Source organism: Nakamurella multipartita DSM 44233 (assembly GCF_000024365.1).
Lineage (GTDB): Bacteria > Actinomycetota > Actinomycetes > Mycobacteriales > Nakamurellaceae > Nakamurella > Nakamurella multipartita.
This window is the reverse complement of the sequence record NC_013235.1, coordinates 5,041,821-5,066,244: the sequence shown is the minus strand read 5'-3', so window position 1 is coordinate 5,066,244 and position 24,424 is coordinate 5,041,821. Positions and strand designations below refer to the sequence as shown.

The following is a 24,424-nucleotide window of genomic DNA, read 5'->3' as shown; positions in this document are numbered from 1 at the left end:
GCTCACCGTCATCGCACCTCACCGGCCTCGACCGGCGCGTGCCCTACCGTGGCAGGTATGAGCGCGTTCTCCGACGCCCTGTGCACAGCGGCGCAGGGCCCCACCGGCATGACCACTGGCGAGCCGCATGAGCCGGTTCGCACGTCCTGGGCCGATGTCCACGCCAAGGCCTGCGCCGGGGCGCGGGTGCTGGCCGCCCACGGGATCGGGCCGGGTGACGCGGTCGCGGTGCTGGCCGCCAAGCCGTTCGAGGTGGCCCCGATCGCCCAGGCGGCCTGGTTGGCCGGGGCCTCGGTGACGATGCTGCACCAGCCCACCGCCCGGACCAATCTGATGACCTACGCGCAGGACACGGCCGCGGTGCTGTCCCTGGTCGGGGCCAAGGCAGCCGTGCTGGGCGACCCGTTCACCGAGTTCGCGGAACTGTTGGACGGTTCGGGCGTGCTCGCGCTGACCGTCGACGATCTGCTGGCCGAGCCCGGCGGTCCGGCTCCGGACGTCGAGATCGGCGAGGACCTGCCGGCCCTGCTGCAGCTGACCTCCGGGTCGACCTCGACCCCCAAGGCCGTGCGGATCACCCACCGCAACCTGTGGGCCAACATCGAGGCGATGTGCCAGGCGGCCCAGATCCGGCCGGGCGAGGTGATGGTGTCCTGGTTGCCGCTGTTCCACGACATGGGCATGGTCGGCTTCCTGACCCTGCCGATGTGCCGGGGCATCGAGCTGGTCACCGTCACCCCCACCGATTTCCTGGCCTCGCCGTTGATCTGGCCGACGTTGATCAGCAAGTACCGCGGCACCATCACCGCCGCCCCCAACTTCGCCTTCGCGCTGACTGCGCGGGTGCTGGCCCGGCCGACCACCCGGGAGCTGGGCCTGGACCTGTCCTGCATGCGGTTCGCGCTGAACGGGGCCGAACCGATCGACGTCGCCGCGGTCCGGGCCTTCCTGGCCGCGGGGGCACCGTTCGGGCTCCCGGAGACCGCGGTGGTCTGCGCCTACGGCATGGCCGAGGCGTCGTTGGCCGTGTCCTTCCACCCCTGGGGCACCCCGCTCAAGGTGGACACCGTCGACGCGCAGGCGTTGGAGATCGCCCGGCGGGCGGTGCCGGCCGAATCGGGCCGCTCGTTCCCGGTGCTGGGCCCGCCGCTGGACGGGATCGAGGTCGCCGTGCGGGGCCGCGACGGCGCGGTGCTCGGCGACCGCGAGGTCGGGGTGCTGCACCTGCGCGGCGAGTGCATCACCGAGCAGTACCTGACCGTGGACGGGCCGGTGGCCACCCAGGATGCCGACAAGTGGCTGGACACTGGGGATCTCGGCTACCTGGTGGACGGCGAGGTGGTGGTCTGCGGCCGGGTCAAGGACGTGATCATCATGGGTGGGCGCAACATCTACCCGACCGACATCGAGCGGGTGGCCCAGAGCATCGACGGCGTTCGAGCGGGTAACGCGGTCGCGGTGCGGTGGACGACGCCCAGCGGTCGCGAATCGTTCGCGGTGGCCGTCGAGTCCCGCGAGGCCGGTGACCAGGACGCGGCCGAGCGCATCCGGCAGGCCGTGCGGTCGGCGGTGACCGCCGAGATCGGCGCCCGCCCGGCGACGGTGTCGGTGCTCCCGGTCGGGAGTCTGCCCAAGACTCCGTCCGGCAAGCTGCAGCGCTCCGCCGCGGCCCGGTTGATCACGCCACCGCCGGCCGAGGCGCTGCCGGTTCGGCCCCCGGCGCCCGAGGGTCTGCCGCTGCCCGGCTGAGCCGCCCCGCCTGCCTGCCCTTCCCCCGCCTGCTCGCCCTGCCTGCCCGCCCCCGCCGGGCGCCGACTTGCCACACACGGACCGCTGGCCCGCCGGCAGCGGTCCGTTTGTGGCAAGTCGGCGGGCGAAGGGGTTGGGCGGAACCGGTGTCGGGGCGGTCGGTCCGGGGAACTGATCGACCGACCCGATCAACCCTAATCGGGCCGGCCGCATCCCGAGGAGACCGCATCCCGTGTCCCACGCCACCACCGCCCAGCCCGTCACCGCCGTGGACGGGCGGCGCGACATCCTGCGCGCGGCCGTCGTCACGGTCAGCGAGGTGGCCTGTCTGTTCGGCAGCCTGGTGGGCGCCGGCGTGCTCGGTGGACCACCGGTGGCCCAGGCGGCCGGCGGTGCGCTGTCCGCCGACGCCACGCTGATCGCGCCGGCCGGGCCGGCGTTCGGCATCTGGTCGGTCATCTACCTGGGGCTGGCGATCTACACGGTGTGGCAGTGGCTGCCGGGCCAGCTGCACGCGCCGTTGCACCGCCGGATCGGCTGGCTGGTCGCCGCGTCCATGCTGCTCAACGCGGCGTGGCTGCTGGTGGTGCGGGCCGGGTGGCTCGCGGCCAGCGTCGTCGTCATCGTGGCGCTGGTAGTGGTGCTGGGCCTGCTGATCGGCCGGCGCGCCCGGACCCGGGCCGGTGGGGTGCTCGATGCGGTGATCGTGGACGGCACCTTTGGCCTGTACGTGGGCTGGGTCAGCGTCGCGACCTGCGCCAACATCACCGCGGCGCTGGTCGCCGGCGGTGTCACCCCCGAGCCTGGCCTCGCCGGGGCGGCCGCCGTGCTGGTGCTGCTGGTCGCCCTCGGGATCGGCCTGCTGCTGATCGCGCGCAGCAACGGCAACCCGGCGATCCCCGCGGCCATGGCCTGGGGCATCAGCTGGATCGCGGTGGGCCGGCTGACCGGTGAGCCCGCATCCACCATCACCGCAGTCGCCGCCATCGTGGTGGCCGCGGTGCTCGTCGTCGCCGGGGTGCTCGGGTTCGTGCGCGCCCGCCGCGCCACGCCGAGCGCCTAGGGCGCGTGCAGCTGGTTCTGGGTGGCTTCCAGGCCCTGCTCGACCAGCAGTTCCACCGCGTCGGCGGCGTGTTCCAGGTCGACGCCCAGGTCCTTGCGTTCGGCGGCGGAGAAGTCCCGCAGCACGAAGTCGGCCGGATCCATCCGGCCGGGCGGTCGGCCGATGCCGAAGCGGACCCGCAGGTAGTCCTTGGTGCCCAGGCTGGCCGAGATCGAGCGCAGCCCGTTGTGCCCGCCCTCGCCGCCGCCCTGCTTGACCCGGATCGTGGACGGCGGCAGATCGAGCTCGTCGTGCACGGCGATCACCCGGGCCGGCACGACGCTGAAGAACTTGGCCAGGGCCGCGGTCGCCCCGCCGGACAGGTTCATGTAAGAGCGGGGTTTGGCCAGGATGACGCGGCGGGCGCCGAGCCGTCCTTCGACGACATCGGCGCCCGCTTTGTGCGACTTGAAACCGGCCCCGAGCCGGCCGGCCAGCACGTCGGCGACCATCGCGCCCACGTTGTGCCGGTTGCCCGCGTACTGCTTGCCCGGATTGCCCAGACCGACGACGAGGAACGGCCCGTCGCCGGGTGCACCGACCATCACGGTCAGTTGGACTCGGCCTGCGGCTCGTCCCGGACGACGCCGGCCTCGGCCTCAGCCTCTTCGGTCTCGGCGTCGAGCTGCTCGGCCGTCGGCGCGACGGTCACGGCGACCACCAGGGCCTCCGCGTCGGTGATCAGCGAGGCGCCGGCGGGCAGGGTGACGTCGCCGGCCAGGATCTGGGTGCCGGCGACGGCGCCGGTCAGGTCCACCGACAGGCTGTCGGGGATGCTCAGGGCCTCGACCTCGATGGACAGCGTGGTCAGGTCGTTGAGCACCAGAGTGCCGGACTCCGCGTCGCCCTCGACGATGACGGGGACCTCGACGGTGACCTTCTCGCCGCGACGGACCAGCAGCAGGTCGACGTGCTCGAAGTAGTCGCGCAACGGGTGCCGGACGACCGACTTGGGCAGGGCCAGCTCGTCGCCGCCCTCCAGCTGCAGGGTGAGCACGGTGTTGGCGCCGCCCTTGATGGCGGCGGCGAACTCCCGCGCCGTCAGGGACAGGTGACGCGGGTCGGTGCCGTGGCCGTACAGCACGGCGGGAACCTTGCCGGCGCGGCGGATGCGGCGGGCGAAGCCCTTACCGAACTCAGTACGGGTCTCGGCGATGAGGCGAACCTCGGACACAGCTGTACTCCTCGACTACTTGGTGACGATCCACGTGACGAACAACGATGCGACCGCGGCGGGAGATTCGACCGCGCAGCGACGCGCGGGAATCACACCCACCGCGTCGATCACGGCTGACCCGGATGACTGCTCCCATGAGCACCGGGCCGCCCTCGCCGAGGCAACCGTTCCACTCTACCCGGCGGGCCGGAGGTGGACCAACCGGTCGGCTCGGGGCGTTGCCATCGTCCGGCTCAGCGGAGATCATGAGCCGCGGACGACTCGTGACCATTCGGGCAGGCCCGCGGTGGGTCGCCCGCCGGCACGACGGCGTGCCGGGGCCGGATCGGGACGGTGATGTCGATGACTCTGCCGGGCACGGGCCAGGCCGGGGCCGACGCCCTGATCGGTCGGGAGGCCGAACTCGACCGGATCCGGCAGGTCTTGGAGGCCGCCCGGACCGGTCGACCGACGATCGCGTTGCTGATGGGCGAGGCCGGGATCGGCAAGACCCGGCTGGCCGACGAAGCGTCCCGGCTCGCCCGCGCGGTCGGCCTTCGGGTGCTCCGCGGTGAGTCCGACGCGTCGTCCCGGCGGCCGATGCAGCTCTGGCGGGAGGTGGACCGCGCGCTCGGCCTCGCGGTCCGGGGCGACCCCGCACTGCCCGTGGGGGAACGCCGGTGGGAGCACCTGGAGGCGTTGGCCGATGCTTTGGCCGCCGGGGGGCCGTCGCTGGTCGTGCTGGAGGACCTGCACTGGGCCGACCCGATCGCGATCTGGGTGCTCGAACGCCTGCCCCGGGCGCTCGGCGAGGCGCCGGTGGCCCTGCTGGCCACCAGCCGCGACCACGAGCCGGACACGCCGGCGATCGACGGGCTGCGCCGGGTCGCCCGGCCCATCCGGCTCGGCGGGCTGGACATCGACGGGGTGCGTCGATTGGTGGCGCAGGACGCCGCCGGGTCGCAGCGCCCCGTCGACGCCATCGACCCGGCCGAGCTGCTGGCCCGCACCGGTGGGAATCCTCTGTTGGTCAAGGAACTCGTCCGGGCTCCAAGCGGCGACGCGGTGATCGGGCAGGTGCTGCGGCGGTCGCTGGCCCGGTTCGCTGCCGACACCAGGAACGCGCTGACAGTCGCCGCGGTGGGCGGCCCCGGCGCGCCGCTGTCCGTGCTGGCGGCCGCGTGCGCCTGTCCCGCCGACGAACTGGCCGCCCGGCTCCGGCCCGCCGTGGTCGGAGGTGTGCTGGACGCGGTGTCCGCCGACGGCGTCCGCTTCCACCACGCGCTGCTGGCGGAGGCGGCCCAGCAGGACGTCGACCTGTCCGAGCTGCACGGTCGGCTGGCCGCGGCGTGGCGGACGGTGGGCGGCATCGACGGCCGGGCGGCGTCCGTCGGGCACGGGCTACGGGCTGCCGTGGGGAGCGCGGAGGACGCGACCGGAGAGGCGGCCGCCGCCACCGTCGACCAGGCGCGCCTGGTCGCCGTCGAATTGATCACCGCCGGAGCGCCGGCGCGGGCCGCCGAACTGCTCTGGGAGGCTCGCGAGACCGCCGGCCGATGGGCCGGCCGGCCCGAGCTGCGCGCCAACGTGGCCGTGGACCTGGCCGACATCCTCAGCTGGCTGGGTGATCTCGAACCGGCCCTGGGTCTGTACCAGGAGGCGGCCGAGTTGGCCCGGACGTCCGCGGACCCGGTCGCCCGGGCCCGGGCGGAAATCGGCGCCAACCTGTGGGCCTCAGCGTTCGTCCCGGACCTGGCCCGGATGCGGCGGCTCGAGGACGCGCTCGACGCCCTGCCGGCTCAGGAACGCCGCCTTCGCGCGGCCCTGCTGGGCCGGCTCACCATCATCGGCGGCGCCGACGTCGAGGCGACCGAGCGGGTGGCCGCCTGGTCGGCCGAGGCCGTCGCGGTGGCCCGATCCCTCGCTGATCCGGAGCTGATCGCCGAACTGCTGCTCGACTCGGTCCGACCGGCGACCAGCCCCACGGCGTTGGCCGCGGCCATGGTCGCCACGGACGAGGCGATCCGCCTCGCGGAACGGGCCGGCCGATCGGACCTGGCCATCTCCGGGCACCAGCGGCGCTCCGGGCTGCTGCTCAACGACGGCGACATCGGCGGCGCCGGACAGGCTCTCGGTCGGGCCGAGGTACTGGCGGCGCTGCTGCCCTCGCCGTGGTGGCGGTACATCACGCGGGTGCAACGCACCACGCTGCTCGCGCTGAACGGCAGCCTGCTCTCCGCCCGGGCGTCCATGCTGGAGGCCGTCGAGGTGGGCTCCGGTCGCATCGAGCCGGTGGTCGTGCTCGGCTGCGAGGCGTTGCACCAGCTCATGCTGTTCGATCTGTACGGCCGGCCCGACCCGCGCGCCGAGGAGATCCACCGGATCACCATGGACATGCTGGGGGACGTGCCGTCCCCGGTCTTCCAGGTGCAGAAGGGGTATGGCGCGCAACTGTTCGGCGACCCGGCCGGGGTGCAGGAGGTGTTGCACCGCTTCGGTTCCCGGCCCGAACAGCTGCTCCGCTCGTGGACCGGGGACCACCTGCTCCGCGAGTTCAGCGACATCGTGGCCCGGGCCGGCGCGGCCGGCTACGCGACGCCGGCCTACCGGGCGCTGCTGCCCTACGCGGGATTGCTCAACGTCGGCGGCGGACACAGTGCCGGCCTGCCCGTTGACGACGTCCTGGCCCGGTTGGCCCTGCTCGCCGGGGATCCCGCGGCCGCCGTCCGGCACGCCGGGGACGCCGTTGCGCTGGCCCGGTCGATGCCGTCGCCGCCGTTGCTGGTGCATTGCCTCGACCACCTGGCCGACGCCGTCGACGCCGCGGGGGAGGGCCCAGCGCAGTGGGCACCCGACGTGCTGCGGGCCGAGGCCGATGCGCTCGCCCTGACCATCGAGGTCCGCCGGGCGGATCGCCCGGCGGACCGGGCCGGCATGCCGAGCGGGGTGCCGGCCGGCCCGGCCGGAACCGCGTCGATGCGCCGCGACGGGTCGGGGTGGCTGCTGCGGACGCCGCTGGGCGACGCCCGGCTGCTGGACAGCCCCGGTCCCGGGCAGCTGGCCCGTCTCCTGCGCGCACCCGGCGTCGAGGTGGCCGCGGTCGAACTCGCCGGCGGACCCGGCGCGCCGGCCGCCACCGACCTCGGTCCGGCCCTGGACGCGCAGGCCAAGCGGGAATACCGGCGTCGCCTGCACCGGTTGCAGGCCGAGGTCGACGAGGCCGATGCCGGGCACGAGGTGGTGCGCGCCGAACGGGCGCACGCCGAGATGGAAATGCTGCTGCGCGAGCTGCGGCGAGCGGTCGGGCTCGGCAGCCGGGACCGGCCGACCGGTTCGGACGCGGAACGCGCGCGGGTCAATGTGGTGCGCAACCTCCGGAGGACCATCGCCGCCATCGGTCGCCAGGCCCCGCTGCTCGGCGCCCATCTGGACGATGCGGTGCGCACCGGCCGGCACTGTCTTTACCTGCCCACGCCGGGCGCGGCCTTGACCTGGTCCGTCCGCGCCGACGCGGATTGACGGAACAATTCGTTCCGTCCGGGTGAACGCCGTACGGGTGTGGTGACCCAGGCGATCGGCCCGTGCGGCATCAGCCACGTCGCGGTCGTCACGGCCGACCTCGACCGGTTCCGCACCTTCTACGAGGACGTCATCGGGCTGCGCACGACGGTGGTGTTCGGCCCGGCGCACGCCCGCGAGGCCGTCCTGGTGGCCGGGTCGGTGATGATCCAGGCGTTCGAGATCGCGGGGTACGACCCGGCCGCCCACGGGTGGTCCTCGGCCATGTTCGAACGGGGCCGCCTGGACCACCTCGGCTTTGCCGTTCCCGACGTCGCGGCGCTGACCACCATCCGCGATCGGCTGCTCGCCGCCGACGCGTCCAGCGGCGACATCCGGCCACTGGGCCCGATGCTGTCCCTCCGCTTTGCCGACCCCGACGGGCTGCAAGGCGAGATCAACTGTTTCAACGCGGATTTCGACCCGTCGATGCTCCGCGACGGAGACGAGATCGTCGACCCGGACTGGGTCGAGCGAGCCAGGCAGGTGCTGCACGGCGGTTCGACCCACCCTTCCCCACCGCGAGGACGGCCCCGATGACCAACCCCACCCGACGGTCCGGCGGCGCGATCGCCGCGGTGATCCTGCTGGCCCTGTCCGCCTGCAGCGGCGCCTCGGGTGACCCGGCGTCGTCGCCGGCCGAGTCGCCGGCCGAGTCGCCGGCCGAGTCTCCGGCCGAGTCAGCCGGGCAGTCCGCCGGAGCCCCGGCCGCGGTCCTCAAGACCGTCGACCCGGCCGCCCTGCAGGCCCTGGTCGACACAACGATCACGGACTGGCTGATCCCCGGCGCCGTGGTCCTGGTACGCACCCCGCAGGGGGAGGTGACCGTCGGGTCGGGCACCACCGAACTGGGCACCTCGCAGACCCCCGATGCGAGAACGCATTTCCGGATCGCCTCGAACACCAAGACGATGACGTCCGCGGTGATCCTGCAGCTCGCGCAGGAGGGCAAACTGCGCCTGGACGATCCGGTCTCGGCCTACGTGGCCGGCGTTCCCGGCGGCGACACGATCACCGTCGCGCAACTGCTGCAAATGCGTACCGGCCTGTACAACTACACCAACTCGCCGATCATCGCGGACAGCCTGGACCACGACCCGGCCCGCGCCTGGGCGCCCCAGCAACTGCTGGACATCGCGTTCGGTCAACCCGTCAACTTCGCGCCCGGCGCCGCGTTCGAATACAGCAACACGAACTACGTGCTGCTCGGCATGATCATCGAAAAGGTCGACGGCCGGTCGCTGGCCGACTCGTTCCAGGCGCGGCTGTTCGGTCCGCTGGGCATGACGGATACCGCGCTCCCGGCCGATTCGGACACCACCCTGCCCGAGCCCTACGCGCACGGCTATCAGTACGGCAGCTCGTCGGTCGCGCTGTTCGGGGAACCGCAGTACACGCCCGAGCAGGTCGCCGCCGCTCACGCCGGCGGCTGGTCACCGACCGACGTCACCGGCGTCAACCACTCGTTCGCCTTCGCGGCCGGCGGGGTCGTCTCCACCGCTTCCGATCTCGCGACCTGGATGGACGCGCTGACCGGCGGCGCCGTGCTCGACCACCACTACCAGCAGCTCTGGGCGGACAGCCCCCAGGTGGAGAATCCGGACAACCCCGCCGGGCAGTGGTACGGCGACGGCATCACCCGGCAGACGATCGGCGACATCACCCTGACCTACCACGGCGGGGAGACCGCCGGCTACAACTCCTTCATGGGCGTCGACAAGGCCAACGGCGTGACGCTCGTGGTCTGGACGAACCAGGCCGTCAACGTCGACACGATGGCCCAGACCGCCAACTCACTCATGGTCAAAGTCCTGGATCTGATCTACCTCGACCCGCCGGGTGGTGCCGCGGCGACGACCTCTGCGGCCGAATCGACCGCCACGCAGCCGGCGGCCTTCGCGGAAAGTCCCTGTCCCAGGCCCAATATGGCTGGTCTGCCGGCGTTCGACTTCCCGTCGACCATGACCTGCGGGTACCTGACCGTGCCGGAGAACCGGAGCCGGCCGAACGGTCGGACGATCAAGGTGTTCGTCGCCCGCGCGCCGGCCGTCTCGGCCACCCCGGCCGCCGATCCGCTGGTGGTGCTGGTCGGCGGTCCGGGCGGGGCCGGTTCGATCAGCTACGCGGCGATGACCAGGCAGGGGGTGAACGCGGACCGCGACGTCTACTTCGTCGACCAGCGCGGCACGCTGCACTCGGACCCGTTGCTGAACTGCCCGGAGTACGACACGGCCGTCAACGACTTGGCGAGCATGCCGTTTTCCTCGGACGCGGCCACGGCCCACGAGGTCGAGTCGGTGCGGGCCTGCCGGGACCGGTGGGCGGCGGCGGGGGTCGACCTCTCCGCGTACAACACCGCCGAGAACGCCGCCGACATCGCCGATCTGCGGGTGGCCCTGGGCATCGATCAGTGGGACGTCTACGGCGTCTCCTACGGCAGCAAGCTGGCAGCGGTGCTGCTGCGTGACCACCCGGAGGGGATCCGCAGCGTGGTGCTCGACTCGGTGTCGCCGCCGAACCTGAACATCGTGCAGCACTGGTGGTCGGCGCCCGCGAGCTCGTTCGCGGCGATCTTCGCCGCCTGCGCGGCCCAGCCGTCCTGCGCGGCCGCCTACCCCCACCTGGCGTCCGACTTCGATGACGCCGTCAACCGTCTCACTTCCGCGCCGGTCGTCGTCGCGACCACGGGTCCCCCGGCGCGCTTCGCTGATCAAAACCGCGCGGGCATGCGCATGCTCGGCCTGCTGGCGCGGCTTTGATCAGCGAACCCGGGGGCGAGCCTGCGCTTCGCTGATCAAACCCGGGCGAGCATGCGCATACTCGGCGTGCTGGCGCGGCTTTGATCAGCGGACCCGGGGCCGAGCCTGCGCTTCGCTGATCAAACCCGCGCGAGCATGCGCATACTCGGCCTGCTGACCCGGCTTTGATCAGCGAACCCGGCCGCCGAACCCGAGGCCGGCGAACCTGGGGCCGGCGAAACCGGGGCCGGCGGACGGGCGAGGACGGGTCAGCCGGTGCCGTCGATCGGGTCGCCCGCGTCGGCCAGCCAGCCCAGGACCTCGTCGGTGTGCTGGCCCAGCAGCGGGGGAGCGGTGTGCTCCCGGTGCCACTCCTGGCCGGCGCCGTCGAAGAAGCGCAGCGGCGGCCCGGGCAGTTGGACCGGGCCCAGCACCGGGTGCTCGACATCGATCAGCAAGCCCTGGGACCGGGCCTGCTCCCAGTCGTAGACCTGCTGCAGGTTCTTCACCTCGCCACTGGGCACGCCGATCTCGGCCAGCGTGGCCAGCAGGTCCGCGGTGGTGTGGGCGGCGAAGGCCTCGTTCACCGCGGCCCGGACGGCCGGGCCGTTGCGGACCCGGTCGGCGTTGGTGGCGAACCCGGGGGCATCCAGCGGCAGCCCGAAGGCCGGCGCCAGCCGCTGCCACAGCCCCTCCGAGCCCACCGCGATCTGCACGGTGCCGTCGGCCGAATGGAACAGGCCGTACGGGCAGATCGACGGGTGGTGCGGGCCCTCGGCCTGCGGGATCTGGCCGGCCACCGTCCAGCGGGTGCCCTGGAAGGCGTGCACGCCGACGACGCTGGCCAGTAACGAGGTCCGGACCAGGCCACCGCGGCCGGTGCGGGCCCGCTCGGTCAGCTTGGCGACCACGCCGTAGGCGCCGTACATGCCGGCCAGCAGGTCGGCGATCGGCACCCCGGCCTTGGTCGGGGTCTGCGGGTCCGGGCCGGTCATCGACATCAGACCGGCTTCGCCCTGGGCGATCTGGTCGTAGCCGGCCCGCCCGCCCTCGGGGCCGTCGTGGCCGAAGCCGGAGATGGACAGCATCACCAGGCCCGGGTTGAGCTCGGTCAGCCGGTCCAGCGGGAAGCCCAGCCGGTCCAGCACGCCCGGCCGGAAATTCTCCAGCAGCACGTCGGCGCGCCGGACCAGCTCGGTCAGCGCCTGCGTGCCGGCGGCGCTCTTCAGGTCGAGGGTGATCGATTCCTTGTTCCGGTTGCAGGACAGGAAATACGTCGAGATGCCTTCCGCGGAAGGAATTTCCGTGGTCAGGCCGGTCTCGCTGCGAGCCACGAACGGCGGACCCCAGCCCCGGGTGTCGTCACCGCCGCCCGGGGTCTCCACCTTGATCACCCGGGCGCCGAGGTCGGCCAGCATCATCGCGGCATGCGGTCCGGCCAGGGCCCGGGTGAGGTCGACGACGACGATGTCGGACAGGGGACCGCCGTTCACGGTGCGCTCCAATTCCAGTTGATCATGGGAAGAATGCCGTTATCCGACTCGGATTCCGGCCCTTTTCCCATGATCAACTCCAGGGTTGGGGGGGGTGGGGTGGGGTCGGATCAGCCGAGCTTGACGTTGATCTGCTTGATCTGGGTGAACGACTCCAGCGCGCCCTCGATGGAGAACTCGCGCCCGATGCCGCTGGACTTGTAGCCGCCGTAGGACTGGCCGATGACCTGCCCGCCGCCCTGGTTGACCTGCACCCAACCGGATTCGACCCGGTGCGCGGTGTCCAGCGCGTCGGTCAGGTTGTTCGACCAGATGTACGCGCCCAGGCCGTAGTGCGAGTCGTTGGCCATCGCGATGACCTCGTCCCGGTCCCGCCAGGGGATGGCCACCAGTACCGGGCCGAAGATCTCCTCCTGGGCGATCCGCCAGTCGTTGGCCACCGAGCCGAGAATGGTCGGCCCGGTGTAGTAGCCGTCCAGTCCGGAGAAGTCCTGCGTGGTGCCGTCCAGGGCGACGTCCACGCCGGGCTGGGCCTTGCCGCTCTCGATGTAGCCGAGCACCGATTCGTACTGCTTCTGATTGATGATCGAGCCCATATCGGACGCCTCGTCCAGCGGGTCGCCGACCTTGAGCGCGGAGACCTTCTCCACCAGGGCGGCCAGGAAGGTGTCGTAGACGTCCGCGTGCACGAACAGCCGGGAGCCGGCGGTGCAGGATTGGCCCTGTCGGGTGAACCGCATGGCCAGCAGGACGCCGGCCGCGGTGGCCTCGATGTTCTCGGCGCTCGCGGCGTCCGGGAAGACGATGTTCGGGCTCTTGCCGCCCAGCTCCAGCGACACGTGGGCCAGGCGCTGCCCGGCCGTCTGGGCGACGTGCCGGCCGACCCCGGTGGATCCGGTGAACGAGACCTTGTCCACGTCGGGGTGCACCAGCAGCGCCTCGCCGACCACCGGGCCGCGGCCGGTGATCACGTTGAGCACGCCCGGCGGCAGGAACTGCGAGCAGATCTCGGCCATCCGCAGGATGGTCAGTGGCGCGTCCTCGGCGGTCTTGAGTACCAGGGTGTTTCCGGCCGCCAGCGCGGCGGGAGTCTTCATCCCGGCGATCATCAGCGGCGAGTTCCACGGCAGGATCCCGGCCACCACGCCCAGCGGCTCGCGCCGGGTGTACTGCAGCTGGTCGTCCCCGGCCGGCAGCACGGTGCCCTTGAACTCGCCGGCCACGCCGCCGAAGTAGCGGAACAGGGTGACCAGGGTCTGCGACTCCGGACGGGCCTGCGTCCGCAGGGCATTGCCGGTATCGGCCGCGGTGAGCTGCGCCAGCTCCTCGGCGTGCTCTTCGAGCGCGTCGGCGATCTGCAGCAGGATCTTCTGCCGGTCCTTGAAGTGCAGGGCCCGCCAGGCCGGGAAGGCGGCCCGCGCCGCGCGGACCGCCCGGTCCGCGTCCTCGGCGCTGCCCTCGGGGACCTGGGCGAGCACGGTGCCGCGGCGGCCGGGGGAGACCACGTCGGTCCAGATCCCGTCCACGCCGGCGACCCACTCGCCCCCGATCAGCATCGCCCTCTCGGGGGCGGCGGTGAGCGTCGTTGCCACGAAATCCTCCATCTCGCGCGCCCGCTGGGCGCGTCAGTCTCAGCGTCGTCGTCAGGGCCGGAGCACCGGCGACCGCGGTCGATCAGTGCTCGACGAGCGTGACCTCGAAGGAGTACTGGCTCGCCCGGTAGGCGTGCCGGCCCCACTCGACGGCCCGTCCGGAATCGTCGTGCGCGGCCCGCTCCATGGTCAGGACCGGGCTGCCGCGCTTCTCGCCCAACAGGGCACATTCCTCGGGCGTCCCGGTCCGGGCGCCGATCTTCTGCTTGGCCACCCGGATGTTCACGCCCTTGGTCCGCATGAGCTGGTACAGGCCGCGGCCGGCCAGATCCATCTCGCCGATGCCGATCAGGTCCTCGGGCAGGTAGTTCTCCATGATCGCCAGCGGTTCCTCGTGCGCGAACCGCAGCCGGCGCAGGTGCAGCACGTTGCTGCCCGGGCGAACCGCCAGGACGGCGGCGACCTCGTCGCCGGCCCGGACGATCTCGTTGGTCAGCACGTCGGTGCGGGGGCCCTGGTGGTGGCCGGCCAGATCGTCGTACAGGCTGGTCAGCTCGACCGGGCGGCTGACCTGGCCGTGCACCACCTGGGTGCCGACCCCGCGCTTGCGCACGAGCAGCCCCTTGTCCACCAGCTCCTGGATGGCCCGGCGCATGGTCGGCCGGGAGAGCCCGAACTGCTCGGCCAGGCTGATCTCGTTGTCCAGGCGATCACCGGGGGACAGCTGCCCGTCGTTGATCGCGTGCTCGATCTGCTGGGCCACCTGGTAGTACAGCGGAACGGGGCTGGACCGATCGAGGTCGACAGTGAGCGCGGACATCGGTCCTCCCCGGTTCTGGTTGTCTGGATCGTAGTGCATGTCAGCCCGACATGAATATGACTATATGTCCTATCAAAGTCTTGACAGCAGGGTCGGGACGGGTCAGAGTTTGTGACGGCAGGCCACGCGGCCACCGGTACCACCGGGCCGGCCCCGCGTGACCCGACGCGTCACCCACGCGTGCAGGACGGAAGGAACTTGGCAGTGGCTCAGCATTTCGAAGTGGTGACCATGGGACGGGTCGGCGTCGACCTGTATCCCTTGCAGGACAACGTCGGACTGGAAGACGTCCAGACGTTCAGCAAGTCCGTCGGGGGTAGCGCCGGGAATGTGGCCATCGCCGCGGCCAAGCACGGCCGGCGGACGGCGCTGATCTCGCGCACCGGCCCGGACGCGTTCGGCCGGTTCGTGCACCGGGCCCTGCGCGAGATGAACGTCGACGACGTCTACATCACCGAGGTGGCCGACCTGCTGACGCCGGTGACGTTCTGCGAGATGTACCCGCCGGACCACTTCCCGCTGCTGTTCTACCGGTTGCCGATCGCTCCCGACCTGGTGATCAGGCCCGACGAGCTCGATCTGACCGCGATCGCGGACGCCGACATCTTCTGGGCCACGGTCACCGGGCTGTCCGCCGAACCCAGCCGGTCGGCCCACCACGCCGCCTGGACGGCCCGGGCCCGCCGCCCGCTCACCGTGCTCGACCTGGACTACCGGCCGATGTTCTGGAGCGATCCGCAGACCGCCTCGGCGCAGGTGCGGGCCGCGTTGCCGCACGTCACGGTGGCCATCGGGAACAAGGAGGAATGCGAGATCGCGGTGGGCGAGACCGAGCCCCGGCGCGCGGCGCGGGCGCTGCTGGACGCCGGGGTCGAGCTGGCCATCGTCAAGCAGGGTCCCAAGGGCGTGCTGGGCATGACCAAGGATCAGGTCGTCGAGGTTCCGCCGACCCCGGTGGCGGTGGTCAACGGGTTGGGCGCGGGCGACAGTTTCGGTGGCGCCGTCTGTCACGGGTTGCTCTCCGGTTGGGATCTGGAGACCATCCTGCGGTTCGGCAACGCCGCCGGGGCCATCGTGGCCACGCGGCGCGAATGCTCGACGGCCATGCCCACCACCGCCGAGGTGCAGGCGCTGATCGCGGAGGTGGCTCATGCCTGAGGCGACCACGACGACGATTACGGCCACGGCACCCGCCCCGGTGTCGGGGTCGACGAACGTCGAGCGGTACCGGGCGCTGACCGAGATCCGGGTGCAGGATCCGGGCGCGATCAAGCGGGCCGCCGACGCGCGGACCACTCGGGGCCTGGCCGACGGCGACGGCCGGTTGATGATCATCGCCGCCGACCATGCGGCCCGCGGCGCCAACGGTGTCGGCCACCGGCCGCTGGCCATGGGCAACCGCATCCAGCTGCTGGAGCGGCTCGAGATCGCCTTGTCTAGGCCGGGTGTCGACGGCCTGCTGGCCAGCCCGGACATCCTGGAGGACCTGCTGCTGCTGGGCGCCCTGGAGGGCAAGGTCGTGTTCGGGTCGATGAACCGAGGCGGCTTGCAGGGCAGCGTGTTCGAGCTCGACGACCGGTTCACCGGGTACGACGCACGGGGTATCGCCGACATGCGGCTCAACGGGGGCAAGACTCTGACCCGCATCGCTCTGGACGATCCGGGCACCGCGGCGACCATGGAGCAGACCGCGCGGGCGGTCAACGAGTTGGCCGAGCGCGGCCTGGCTGCCATGGTCGAACCGTTCTGGTCCTCCCGGGTCGACGGCAAGGTCCGCAACGACCTGTCGGCCGACGCGGTCATCAAGTCGGTCGGCGTCTGCAGCGCGCTGGGCCGGACGTCGGCCTACACCTGGATGAAGCTGCCGGTGGTGCCGGAGATGGACCGGGTGATGGACTCGACCACGCTGCCCACCCTGCTGCTCGGCGGCGACCCGGACACCAGTCCGGAGGAGACCTACGCTTCCTGGCGAGCCGCGTTGGCCCTACCCTCGGTCCGGGGTCTGGTTGTCGGCCGCACCCTGCTCTGCCCCGCCGACGACGACGTGGCGGCCGCGGTCGACACGGCTGCGTCGATGGTCCGGTGACGGGCATGATCCAGGACAGGGACGGGCTGTACCGGCCGGCCGGCTCGACGGCCGACGGGATCTGGGACCTGGTGATCACGCCCGAGACGGCCGGTTGGGGGTACTCCAGCCTGCGGGTGATCACCCTGGACGAGGGCCAGCACGTCGAGTTCGGCACCGGCGACAGCGAGTGGATCGTGCTGCCGCTGACCGGTGGCGTCGACGTCACCCTTGGCGGGCAGACCCTCACGCTGGCCGGACGGGCCGGCGTGTTCACCGCCGTCACCGACACCGCCTACCTGCCCATCGACTCCGCCGTGACGCTGACCGGCACCCGAGCCGGCGAGATCGCCCTGTGCGGCGCGCGGGCCGACCGGGCGTTGCCCTTTCGATACCAGCCGGCCGCCGGGGTGGACGTGTCGCTGCGCGGCAGTGGCTCGCACACCCGGCAGGTCAACAACTTCGGCATGGGCGCCGGCCTGGAATGCGTCAATTTGCTGGCCACCGAGGTGCTCACGCCGGCGTCCAACTGGTCGTCCTATCCGCCGCACAAGCACGACGAGGCCGGCGGCATCGACGGTTCGGAGACCGAGCTGGAGGAGATCTACTACTTCCGCTTCGCCTCCGCCGCACCGGCCTCGGCAGCGGCCGCACGGGCGGCCACACCCGTTGGCTACCAGCGGGTCTACGGCACCGCCGAACGGCCGGTCGAGCTCCTGGCGGAGGTCACCGAGCGGGACACGGTCCTGGTGCCGCACGGCTGGCACGGCCCGTCGATCGCCGCTCCCTCGCACCACATGTACTACCTGAACGTGATGGCCGGCCCCGGCCAGGAGCGGGCCTGGGGCATCAGCGACGACCCCCACCACGGCTGGGTCCGCGCCACCTGGGCGGACCGGCCGACCGATCCCCGACTGCCCTTCTACACGGCCCCCGAGCAGGAAGCAGGAGAACCACGGTGACCAGCGCAGCAGCGTCGCACGCGGGACAGACCGTCCGACTGACCGTCGGGCAGGCGGTCGTGAAGTTCCTGGGCAATCAGTACAGCGAGCGGGACGGTGTGCGGCGCAAGCTGTTCGCCGGCTGCTTCGGCATCTTCGGGCACGGCAACGTGGCCGGTCTGGGGCAGGCGCTGCTGCAGGCCGAGCTGGCGGAGCCGGAGCTGCTGCCCTATCACCAGGGTCGCAACGAGCAGGCGATGGTGCACATTGCGGTCGGGTACGCCCGGCAGAAGGACCGGCTGGAGACGTTCGCAGTGACCGCGTCGGTCGGCCCGGGCTCGTCGAACATGCTGACCGGGGCCGCGCTGGCCACCATCAACCGGTTGCCGGTGCTGCTGCTGGCCAGCGACATCTTCGCCACCCGGGTGGCCTCGCCGGTCCTGCAGGAGCTGGAACAGCCTTTCGGGTACGACGTCTCGGTCAACGACGCGTTCCGGCCGCTGAGCAAGTTCTTCGACCGGGTGTGGCGGCCCGAGCAGTTGCCGGCGGCCCTGCTGGGCGCGATGCGGGTGCTGACCGATCCGGCGGAGACGGGGGCGGTGACGCTGGCCCTGCCGGAGGACGTGCAGGCCGAGGCGTTCGACTGGCCGGTGGAGCTGTTCGCCGAGCGGGTCTGGCGGATCGGCCGTCCGGTGCCCGAGCCCGAGGTGATCGCCGCCGCCGCGCAGATCATCCGCAACGCCAAGGCGCCGCTGATCGTGTCCGGGGGCGGGGTCACCTACGCGGAGGCCAACGACGAGCTGCGGGCGTTCGTGGAGGCGACCGGCATCCCGATCAGCGAGACCCAGGCCGGCAAGGGATCGTTGCCGTTCGACCACCCGCTGAACCTGGGCGCGATCGGCGCGACCGGTTCCCCGGCGGCCAACCACTTCGCCCGCCGGGCCGACGTGGTGATCGGGATCGGCACCCGGTACAGCGATTTCACCACCGGGTCGAAGACGATCTGGCAGCACCCGGATGTGCGGTTCGTGAACATCAACGTGGCCGGGTTGGACGCGTTCAAGCTGGCCGGGTACCCGGTGGTGGCCGACGCGAAGCGGGCGCTGCCGGCGTTGGCTCAGGCCCTGTCGGGGTACTCGTCCGGACCGGAGTTCCAGGCGGAGGTCACCGCCCGGGCCAAGGCGTGGGACGACGAGGTGGTGGCCTCTCACCACAGCGGGTACGGCGAGACCCACGAGTTCCTGGCCCAGGCCGAGGTTCTCGGCGCGGTCGAGGCGGCCATGGAGCCGACCGACGTGGTGGTCTGCGCGGCCGGTTCGCTGCCCGGCGATCTGCACGGCATGTGGCGCACCCGGGAACGCAAGGGGTATCACGTCGAGTACGGGTACTCGTGCATGGGCTACGAGATTCCGGGAGCGATCGGGATCAAGCTGGCCGCCCCGGAGCGGGACGTGTTCGTCACCGTCGGCGACGGCTCGTACCTGATGATGCCGACCGAGCTGGTGACCGCGGTGCAGGAGGGCATCAAGATCATCGTGGTGCTCTTGCAGAACCATGGGTACGCCTCGATCGGCGCGCTGGCCCAGTCGCTGGGGGTGCAGCGGTTCGGCACCAAGTACCGGTACCGCAACGCCGAATCGGGCCGGCTGGACGGCGGGAAGCTGCCGGTCGACCTGGCCCTGAACGCCGAGTCCATGGGTGTCACGGTCTACCGGACGAGGACCCTCGCCGAGCTCAAGGATGCGCTGGCCGCGGCGAAGGCCGGCGACGAGCCGTGCCTGGTCCACGTGGACACCGACCTGGAGTTCCACTCGCCCAAGGGCGACGGCTGGTGGGACGTGCCCGTCGCGCAGGTCTCCACACTGGACTTCACCCAGGACGCCCGGATCCGCTACGAGAAGTCCCGCGCCGACCAGAAGCCCTACCTGTAGCCGTGCCCCCACCCGGCTTCCCGCGCGGATCAACTACCCCGGCGCGGATCAACTCGCACCAAATGTGACAGCAGTGACCACAGTCAACGACTTCATCCGCGCGGGGGTAGCTGAATCCGCGTGGGCAGTCCCGAAAGGATGTCATGCGCCATGACGACGATCAGCGATCCTGAGGCGGTTCCGGCCGCGGCCGAGCAGGTACGGGGGACCGGCGGGGTGCTGCCGCACTGGAAGGACGGGGCCCCCTTCGCCGGCACCTCGTCCCGCACCGCGCCGGTGTACGACCCGGCCACCGGCCAGGTCACCAAGCAGGTCGCGTTGGCCTCGGAGGCCGACGCGGACGCGGTGATCGCCTCGGCGGCCGCGGCGTTCCCGGGGTGGCGGGACACCTCGTTGGCCCGGCGCACCCAGATCCTGTTCCGGTTCCGCGAGCTGCTCAACGCCCGCAAGCACGAGGCCGCCGAGATTATCACCAGCGAGCACGGCAAGGTCCTCTCGGACGCCCTGGGCGAGATCACCCGGGGCCAGGAGATCGTCGAGCTGGCCTGCGGCCTGGCCCATTTGCTCAAGGGCAGCCTGACCGAGAACGCCTCGACCAAGGTCGACGTCTCCTCGATCCGGCAGCCACTGGGCGTCGTCGGAATCATCTCCCCGTTCAACTTCCCGGCGATGGTGCCGATGTGGTTCTTCCCGATCGCGATCGCCGCCGGCAACACGGTGGTCCTCAAACCGAGCGAGAAGGACCCCTCGACGGCGAACTGGCTGGCCGACCTGTGGAAGGAGGCCGGCCTGCCCGATGGGGTGTTCACCGTGCTCCACGGCGACAAGGTCGCGGTGGACGCGCTCCTGACCGATTCGCGGGTCAAGGCGATCAGCTTCGTCGGCAGCACGCCGATCGCCCAGTACGTGTACGCCACCGGCACCGACAACGGCAAACGGGTGCAGGCCCTGGGCGGGGCCAAGAACCACATGCTGGTGCTGCCCGATGCCGACCTGGACCTGGCCGCCGACGCCGCGGTGAACGCCGGCTTCGGCTCGGCCGGCGAACGGTGCATGGCCATCTCGGCGTTGGTGGTGGTGGACGCGGTGGCCGACGAGCTGATCGCCAAGATCGGTGAACGGGTCGCCACCCTGCGCACCGGCGACGGGCGCCGCGGCTGCGACATGGGACCACTGGTCACCGGCGCGCACCGGGACAAGGTCGCCGGCTACGTCCAGGCCGGGGTCGATGCCGGCGCCGAACTGGTCATCGACGGCCGGGTCAGCAACCCGAACCAGCACTTCGACGGCGCGGCCGACGGGTTCTGGCTCGGCCCAACCCTGTTCGACCGGGTCACCCCCGACATGAGCATCTACACCGACGAGATCTTCGGGCCGGTACTCAGCGTGGTGCGGGTGGACTCCTACGACCAGGGTCTGGACCTGATCAACAGCAACCCGTACGGCAACGGCACCGCGATCTTCACCAACGACGGCGGCGCCGCCCGCCGCTTCCAGAACGAGGTCCAGGTCGGCATGGTCGGCATCAACGTGCCCGTGCCCGTCCCCGTCGGCTACTACAGCTTCGGCGGGTGGAAAGCATCGCTGTTCGGCGACACCCACGCCCACGGCACCGAGGGCTTCCACTTCTACACCCGCGGCAAGGTCATCACCACCCGCTGGCTCGACCCCAGCCATGGCGGCCTGAACCTCGGTTTCCCCCAGAACATCTGACGTCCCACACGCCCGTTCCGGCACCCGTGCGGGGCCGGAACCTCGGCGACCCCGGCGACCCATCGGCCGGTCGAGCCGGGCCGCTCGGGGCACCTCGCCCGGGGTCCGATCACGAGTGGGCAAGACGTCAGAATGTCAGAACAAAGTATTGACTTTTCTAGTGGCGCAGGCCACGCTGATCACGTTCGATCGAAGCGGATCGCCAACGGAGGACCTGATGGGCGCCACACCGATGACGGGAAGTCAACTCCCGTTGGATGGGCTGCCGGTCACCACCCCGACCGGTTCCCGCGACGATGTCGGCGGCCGGCGGGCCGCCCGGCGCGGCAGCCCGGGTCCCGTGTCGAGCCGCTCGAGAATCATCATCGATCCTGGCTCCTCCTGATCGCCCCTCGACCCGGCCGACCCTCACGGGAACCGGCCTTAGCCATCGCATCCCCTGGGACTCGGTGTCCCGCAACGAAAGGACCCGAATCGATGACGATTCGAAACAAGGCCGTCGGGCTGACCGCCGTCGCGGCGGTCGGCCTGCTCGCGCTCACCGCCTGTAGCGCCACCGGCGGCAAGCGAGCCGCCGATGCGGCTGCCGCCTCCGCCGCTGCGGCAGCGGGTGGCGGCGCCGTGGCCGACACCCCCCGGCTGACGATCTCGATGGTCACCCATCAAGCCCCTGGTGATTCGTTCTGGGACAAGGTCCAGGCCGGTGCCAAGGTGGCGGCGGCCAAGGACAACGTCGACTTGAAGTACTCGGCCGACCCCACCGCGCCCGGTCAGGCCACTCTGGTCCAGAACGCCGTGGACAGCAAGGTCGATGGCATCGCCACCACCTTCGTGAACCCGGCCGCGATGGAAGGCGCGATGGCGTCCGCCACCAATGCCGGCATCCCGGTGGTCGGCCTCAATGCCGGCATCGACCAGTACAAGCAGCTCGGCGCGATCATGTACTTCGGCTCCGATGAGACAGTGGCCGGCGAGGCAGTCGGGAAGCGGATCGCCGACTCCGGTGCCAAGCACCCCCTGTGTGTGATTCAGGAGCAGGGCTCGGTCTCGTTGGAGGCCAGGTGCGCGGGCGTCAAGGCCAATGCGCCCGGGACCGAGAACATCCAGGTCGACGGAACCGACATCCCGTCCGTCACCTCGACGATCGGCGCGAAGCTGCAGCAGGATCCGTCGATCGACTACGTGGTCGCGCTGGGTGCCTCCTACGCACTGGCTGCTCAGCAGTCGATCAGCGATGCCGGAAGCTCGGCCAAACTCGTCACCTTCGACCTCAATGCCGACGTGGCGAAGCAGATCCAGGACGGCAAGATCGAATTCTCGGTCGATCAACAGCCCTGGCTTCAGGGCTACATGGCAGTGGACTCGCTGTGGTTCTATCTGACCAACCGGAACGATCTGGGTGGTGGACTTCCGGTCCTGACCGGCCCCTCCTTCGTGGACAGCAGCAATATCGCCGACATCATGACCTACGTCGCCAACAACACCCGATGATCACGGTGCGTCGGCAGAGCGATCCAACCCCCCCTCGGACCACCCAGCTAGGGAGCACGTCGTGAGTCAGTCTCCGAGCAGGACCCCGGCGGCGTCGTCGTCGCCCGCGGCCGCGGCACAGCCGCCGTCGTCGTCGCCCACCTTGTTGACCCGGTTGCTCACGCGCCCGGAGATCGGCGCGCTGATTGCGGCCGTCGTGATCTACATCTTCTTCTTCGCGGTCGCCCCGGCGTTCCGGTCGCCGGAGGCGCTCGCCACCATCCTGTACGCATCCTCGTTGATCGGGATCGTTGCCGTTGGGGTCGGTCTGCTGATGATCGGCGGCGAGTTCGACCTCTCCGCCGGTGTCGCGGTGGTGACCTATGCGTTGACAGCCGCCATGCTGTCCTACCAATTCAACCTGAACCTGTGGGTCGGCGTCATTCTGGCGATGATCTTCTCGCTGTTCGTCGGGTTCATCAATGGTTACCTGGTGGTCAGGACCGGAATTCCGTCGTTCCTGATCACGCTGGGCACGTTCTTCGCGCTGCAGGGCGTCAATCTGGGTGTGACGAAGCTGGTGACGGGGGCTGTGTCGACCGAGAACGTTTCCGACATGGAGGGTTTCCCCTCGGCCAAGGCGCTCTTCTCCTCGTCCTTCACCATCTTCGGGGTCGAGGTCAAGATCACCGTCATCTGGTGGTTCCTGTTCGTCCTGCTGGCGACCTGGATTCTGAACCGCACCCGGATCGGCAACTGGATCTTCGCGGTGGGTGGCAACGCGGCCAGCGCCCGGGCTGTCGGCGTCCCGGTGAACAGGGTGAAGATCGGCCTGTTCATGGGTGTCGGTTTCCTGGCCTGGTTCTCGGGCATGCACCAATTGTTCGCGTTCAACACGATCCAGGCCGGCGGCGGTGTGGGGCAGGAATTCCTGTTCATCATCGCAGCGGTGGTGGGCGGCACGCTGCTGACCGGTGGGTACGGCTCCGCCGTGGGCACCGCCCTGGGCGCGTTCATCTTCGGCATGACCCAGCAGGGCATCGTTTTCGCCGGGTGGGACCCGAACTGGTTCAAGGCCTTCCTTGGCGTGATGCTGTTGCTCGCCGTCGCCGTGAATCTCTCGGTCAAGAAGTACGCCACGAGTCGGAAGGCCTGAGCCAACCATGACTGACACACTGAGCGATCACGCGGACCCGACCCTGCGCAAGGGTGAGCCGCTGATCGAGATGAACCAGGTCGGCAAGTCTTACGGGGCGATCCGGGCGCTGTCCGGGATCAATCTGTCCGTCGGGGCCGGTGAGGTGACGTGCGTGCTCGGCGACAACGGTGCCGGCAAGTCCACCCTGATCAAGATCATGTCTGGGCTGCACGGACACACCGAGGGTTCGTTGAAGGTCGACGGGAAGGAGGTGCATTTCTCCTCGCCCCGGGAATCGTTGGATCACGGCATCGCCACCGTCTACCAGGATCTGGCCGTCGTCGGGCTGATGGAGGTGTGGCGCAACTTCTTCCTCGGATCCGAACTGCGGGCCGGGAACTGGCCGCTGGCCCCGCTGAAGATCAAGGAAATGCGGGAGATCGCCGACACTGAGCTCAAGAAGATGGGCATCACGGTCAAGGACATCAACCAGCCGATCGGTACCCTGTCCGGCGGCCAGCGGCAGTGCGTGGCGATCGCCCGCGCCGTGTACTTCGGGGCCCGGGTGCTGATCCTGGACGAGCCGACCGCGGCGCTGGGGGTCAAGCAGTCCGGGGTGGTGCTCAAGTACACCGCCGCGGCCCGCGACGCCGGCCTGGGCGTCGTGTTCATCACCCACAACCCGCACCACGCCTACCTGGTCGGCAACCACTTCATCATCCTCAAGCTCGGCCGGTGTGTGCTGGACAAGCACCGCAGCGAGGTGACGCTGGAGGAATTGACGGCCGAGATGGCCGGCGGCCGCGAGCTCGCCGAACTGAGCCACGAGCTGCAAGCCACCCAACGCTGACGCCGTGATCGCGGCCCCGAGGTGCTGCCGGAGCGCCGGATGCGTTGTTCGACAACGTCTCCGGCGCTTCCGGCGCTCCCAGCGGCGGCACCACCCGCTGTTCCGGTT

The 24,424-nt window shown here is 70.8% G+C and carries 18 protein-coding genes; 13 read left to right on the top strand and 5 right to left on the bottom strand.

The annotated features are described in order from the left end of the window. Positions 1 to 57: 57 nt before the first annotated feature. On the top strand, positions 58 to 1,749 hold the full coding sequence (locus tag NAMU_RS22530; RefSeq protein ID WP_015749646.1) for a fatty acyl-AMP ligase: 1,692 nt from the start codon (positions 58 to 60) through the stop codon (positions 1,747 to 1,749). Positions 1,750 to 1,981: 232 nt separating this feature from the next. Further along, positions 1,982 to 2,812, top strand: coding sequence for a tryptophan-rich sensory protein (locus NAMU_RS22525; protein WP_015749645.1), 831 nt, complete (start codon positions 1,982 to 1,984; stop codon positions 2,810 to 2,812). Here NAMU_RS22525 and pth read toward each other — a convergent pair. Beyond that, complete coding sequence (gene pth, locus NAMU_RS22520) at positions 2,809 to 3,396, bottom strand: aminoacyl-tRNA hydrolase (RefSeq protein ID WP_015749644.1); 588 nt, start codon at positions 3,394 to 3,396, stop codon at positions 2,809 to 2,811. The genes NAMU_RS22525 and pth overlap by 4 nt on opposite strands. Positions 3,397 to 3,401: 5 nt before the next feature. Further along, positions 3,402 to 4,025, bottom strand: coding sequence for a 50S ribosomal protein L25/general stress protein Ctc (locus tag NAMU_RS22515; protein WP_015749643.1), 624 nt, complete (start codon positions 4,023 to 4,025; stop codon positions 3,402 to 3,404). A 345-nt stretch (positions 4,026 to 4,370) separates the two neighbouring features. Here NAMU_RS22515 and NAMU_RS22510 point away from each other — a divergent pair, with 345 nt between their 5' ends. From NAMU_RS22510 to NAMU_RS28660, 3 genes are read left to right on the top strand one after another with little or no spacing between them, the layout of a single operon-like run. Beyond that, on the top strand, positions 4,371 to 7,526 hold the full coding sequence (locus NAMU_RS22510) for an AAA family ATPase (protein ID WP_169312541.1): 3,156 nt from the start codon (positions 4,371 to 4,373) through the stop codon (positions 7,524 to 7,526). A 42-nt stretch (positions 7,527 to 7,568) separates the two neighbouring features. Continuing rightward, positions 7,569 to 8,105 (top strand): VOC family protein, encoded by a 537-nt coding sequence (locus NAMU_RS27775; protein WP_245544836.1) that lies wholly within the window; start codon positions 7,569 to 7,571, stop codon positions 8,103 to 8,105. Continuing rightward, a complete protein-coding gene (locus NAMU_RS28660; RefSeq protein ID WP_015749640.1) occupies positions 8,102 to 10,324 on the top strand; it encodes an alpha/beta fold hydrolase in 2,223 nt (740 codons plus the stop codon). The genes NAMU_RS27775 and NAMU_RS28660 overlap by 4 nt, the downstream gene beginning before the upstream one ends. A gap of 248 nt (positions 10,325 to 10,572) precedes the next feature. On the opposite strand, the gene NAMU_RS22495 is transcribed toward NAMU_RS28660, so the two are convergent. From NAMU_RS22495 to NAMU_RS22485, 3 genes are all read right to left on the bottom strand, one after another. Then, positions 10,573 to 11,796, bottom strand: a complete 1,224-nt coding sequence (locus NAMU_RS22495; RefSeq protein WP_015749639.1) for a CaiB/BaiF CoA transferase family protein — start codon at positions 11,794 to 11,796, stop codon at positions 10,573 to 10,575. A 110-nt stretch (positions 11,797 to 11,906) separates the two neighbouring features. Then, positions 11,907 to 13,400 carry an aldehyde dehydrogenase family protein gene (locus tag NAMU_RS22490; RefSeq protein WP_041369316.1) on the bottom strand — a complete coding sequence of 498 codons (1,494 nt, stop codon included), beginning with the start codon at positions 13,398 to 13,400 and terminating at the stop codon, positions 11,907 to 11,909. Positions 13,401 to 13,470: 70 nt separating this feature from the next. Continuing rightward, entirely contained in the window at positions 13,471 to 14,208 is a 738-nt protein-coding gene (locus NAMU_RS22485) for a GntR family transcriptional regulator (RefSeq protein WP_015749637.1), read from the bottom strand. 204 nt (positions 14,209 to 14,412) lie between these two features. Between NAMU_RS22485 and iolC the strand changes: the two genes are divergently transcribed. The 8 genes from iolC to NAMU_RS22440 all read left to right on the top strand — a co-directional run bounded on the left by iolC (position 14,413) and on the right by NAMU_RS22440 (position 24,316). Next, entirely contained in the window at positions 14,413 to 15,366 is a 954-nt protein-coding gene (iolC, locus tag NAMU_RS22480; RefSeq protein ID WP_015749636.1) for a 5-dehydro-2-deoxygluconokinase, read from the top strand. Beyond that, a complete protein-coding gene (locus NAMU_RS22475) occupies positions 15,359 to 16,294 on the top strand; it encodes a Cgl0159 family (beta/alpha)8-fold protein (RefSeq protein WP_015749635.1) in 936 nt (311 codons plus the stop codon). Before iolC ends, NAMU_RS22475 begins: the two co-directional genes overlap by 8 nt. Positions 16,295 to 16,299: 5 nt before the next feature. Next, entirely contained in the window at positions 16,300 to 17,235 is a 936-nt protein-coding gene (iolB, locus tag NAMU_RS22470) for a 5-deoxy-glucuronate isomerase (RefSeq protein ID WP_015749634.1), read from the top strand. Next, the gene (gene iolD / locus NAMU_RS22465) at positions 17,232 to 19,145 is read left to right on the top strand and encodes a 3D-(3,5/4)-trihydroxycyclohexane-1,2-dione acylhydrolase (decyclizing) (protein WP_015749633.1); all 1,914 of its coding nucleotides are present in this window, start codon (positions 17,232 to 17,234) and stop codon (positions 19,143 to 19,145) included. Before iolB ends, iolD begins: the two co-directional genes overlap by 4 nt. A 150-nt stretch (positions 19,146 to 19,295) precedes the next feature. Continuing rightward, the gene (locus NAMU_RS22460) at positions 19,296 to 20,858 is read left to right on the top strand and encodes a CoA-acylating methylmalonate-semialdehyde dehydrogenase (protein WP_015749632.1); all 1,563 of its coding nucleotides are present in this window, start codon (positions 19,296 to 19,298) and stop codon (positions 20,856 to 20,858) included. A 477-nt stretch (positions 20,859 to 21,335) separates the two neighbouring features. Beyond that, entirely contained in the window at positions 21,336 to 22,349 is a 1,014-nt protein-coding gene (locus NAMU_RS22450) for a substrate-binding domain-containing protein (RefSeq protein WP_015749631.1), read from the top strand. A gap of 142 nt (positions 22,350 to 22,491) precedes the next feature. Next, a complete protein-coding gene (locus NAMU_RS22445; RefSeq protein ID WP_322785898.1) occupies positions 22,492 to 23,484 on the top strand; it encodes an ABC transporter permease in 993 nt (330 codons plus the stop codon). A 7-nt stretch (positions 23,485 to 23,491) separates the two neighbouring features. Further along, complete coding sequence (locus NAMU_RS22440) at positions 23,492 to 24,316, top strand: ATP-binding cassette domain-containing protein (RefSeq protein ID WP_015749629.1); 825 nt, start codon at positions 23,492 to 23,494, stop codon at positions 24,314 to 24,316. Positions 24,317 to 24,424 lie beyond the last annotated feature (108 nt).

Excerpts from the sequence above, each read along its gene's own strand:
- NAMU_RS22530 (WP_015749646.1), top strand. The coding sequence starts at position 58 with ATGAGCGCGTTCTCCGACGCCCTGTGCACAGCGGCGCAGGGCCCCACC.
- pth (WP_015749644.1), bottom strand. The coding sequence starts at position 3,396 with ATGGTCGGTGCACCCGGCGACGGGCCGTTCCTCGTCGTCGGTCTGGGC.
- NAMU_RS22510 (WP_169312541.1), top strand. The coding sequence starts at position 4,371 with ATGACTCTGCCGGGCACGGGCCAGGCCGGGGCCGACGCCCTGATCGGT.
- NAMU_RS22450 (WP_015749631.1), top strand. The coding sequence starts at position 21,336 with ATGACGATTCGAAACAAGGCCGTCGGGCTGACCGCCGTCGCGGCGGTC.
- NAMU_RS22460 (WP_015749632.1), top strand. The coding sequence starts at position 19,296 with ATGACGACGATCAGCGATCCTGAGGCGGTTCCGGCCGCGGCCGAGCAG.
- NAMU_RS22440 (WP_015749629.1), top strand. The coding sequence starts at position 23,492 with ATGACTGACACACTGAGCGATCACGCGGACCCGACCCTGCGCAAGGGT.
- NAMU_RS22485 (WP_015749637.1), bottom strand. The coding sequence starts at position 14,208 with ATGTCCGCGCTCACTGTCGACCTCGATCGGTCCAGCCCCGTTCCGCTG.
- NAMU_RS28660 (WP_015749640.1), top strand. The coding sequence starts at position 8,102 with ATGACCAACCCCACCCGACGGTCCGGCGGCGCGATCGCCGCGGTGATC.
- iolB (WP_015749634.1), top strand. The coding sequence starts at position 16,300 with ATGATCCAGGACAGGGACGGGCTGTACCGGCCGGCCGGCTCGACGGCC.
- NAMU_RS22475 (WP_015749635.1), top strand. The coding sequence starts at position 15,359 with ATGCCTGAGGCGACCACGACGACGATTACGGCCACGGCACCCGCCCCG.
- NAMU_RS22490 (WP_041369316.1), bottom strand. The coding sequence starts at position 13,400 with ATGGAGGATTTCGTGGCAACGACGCTCACCGCCGCCCCCGAGAGGGCG.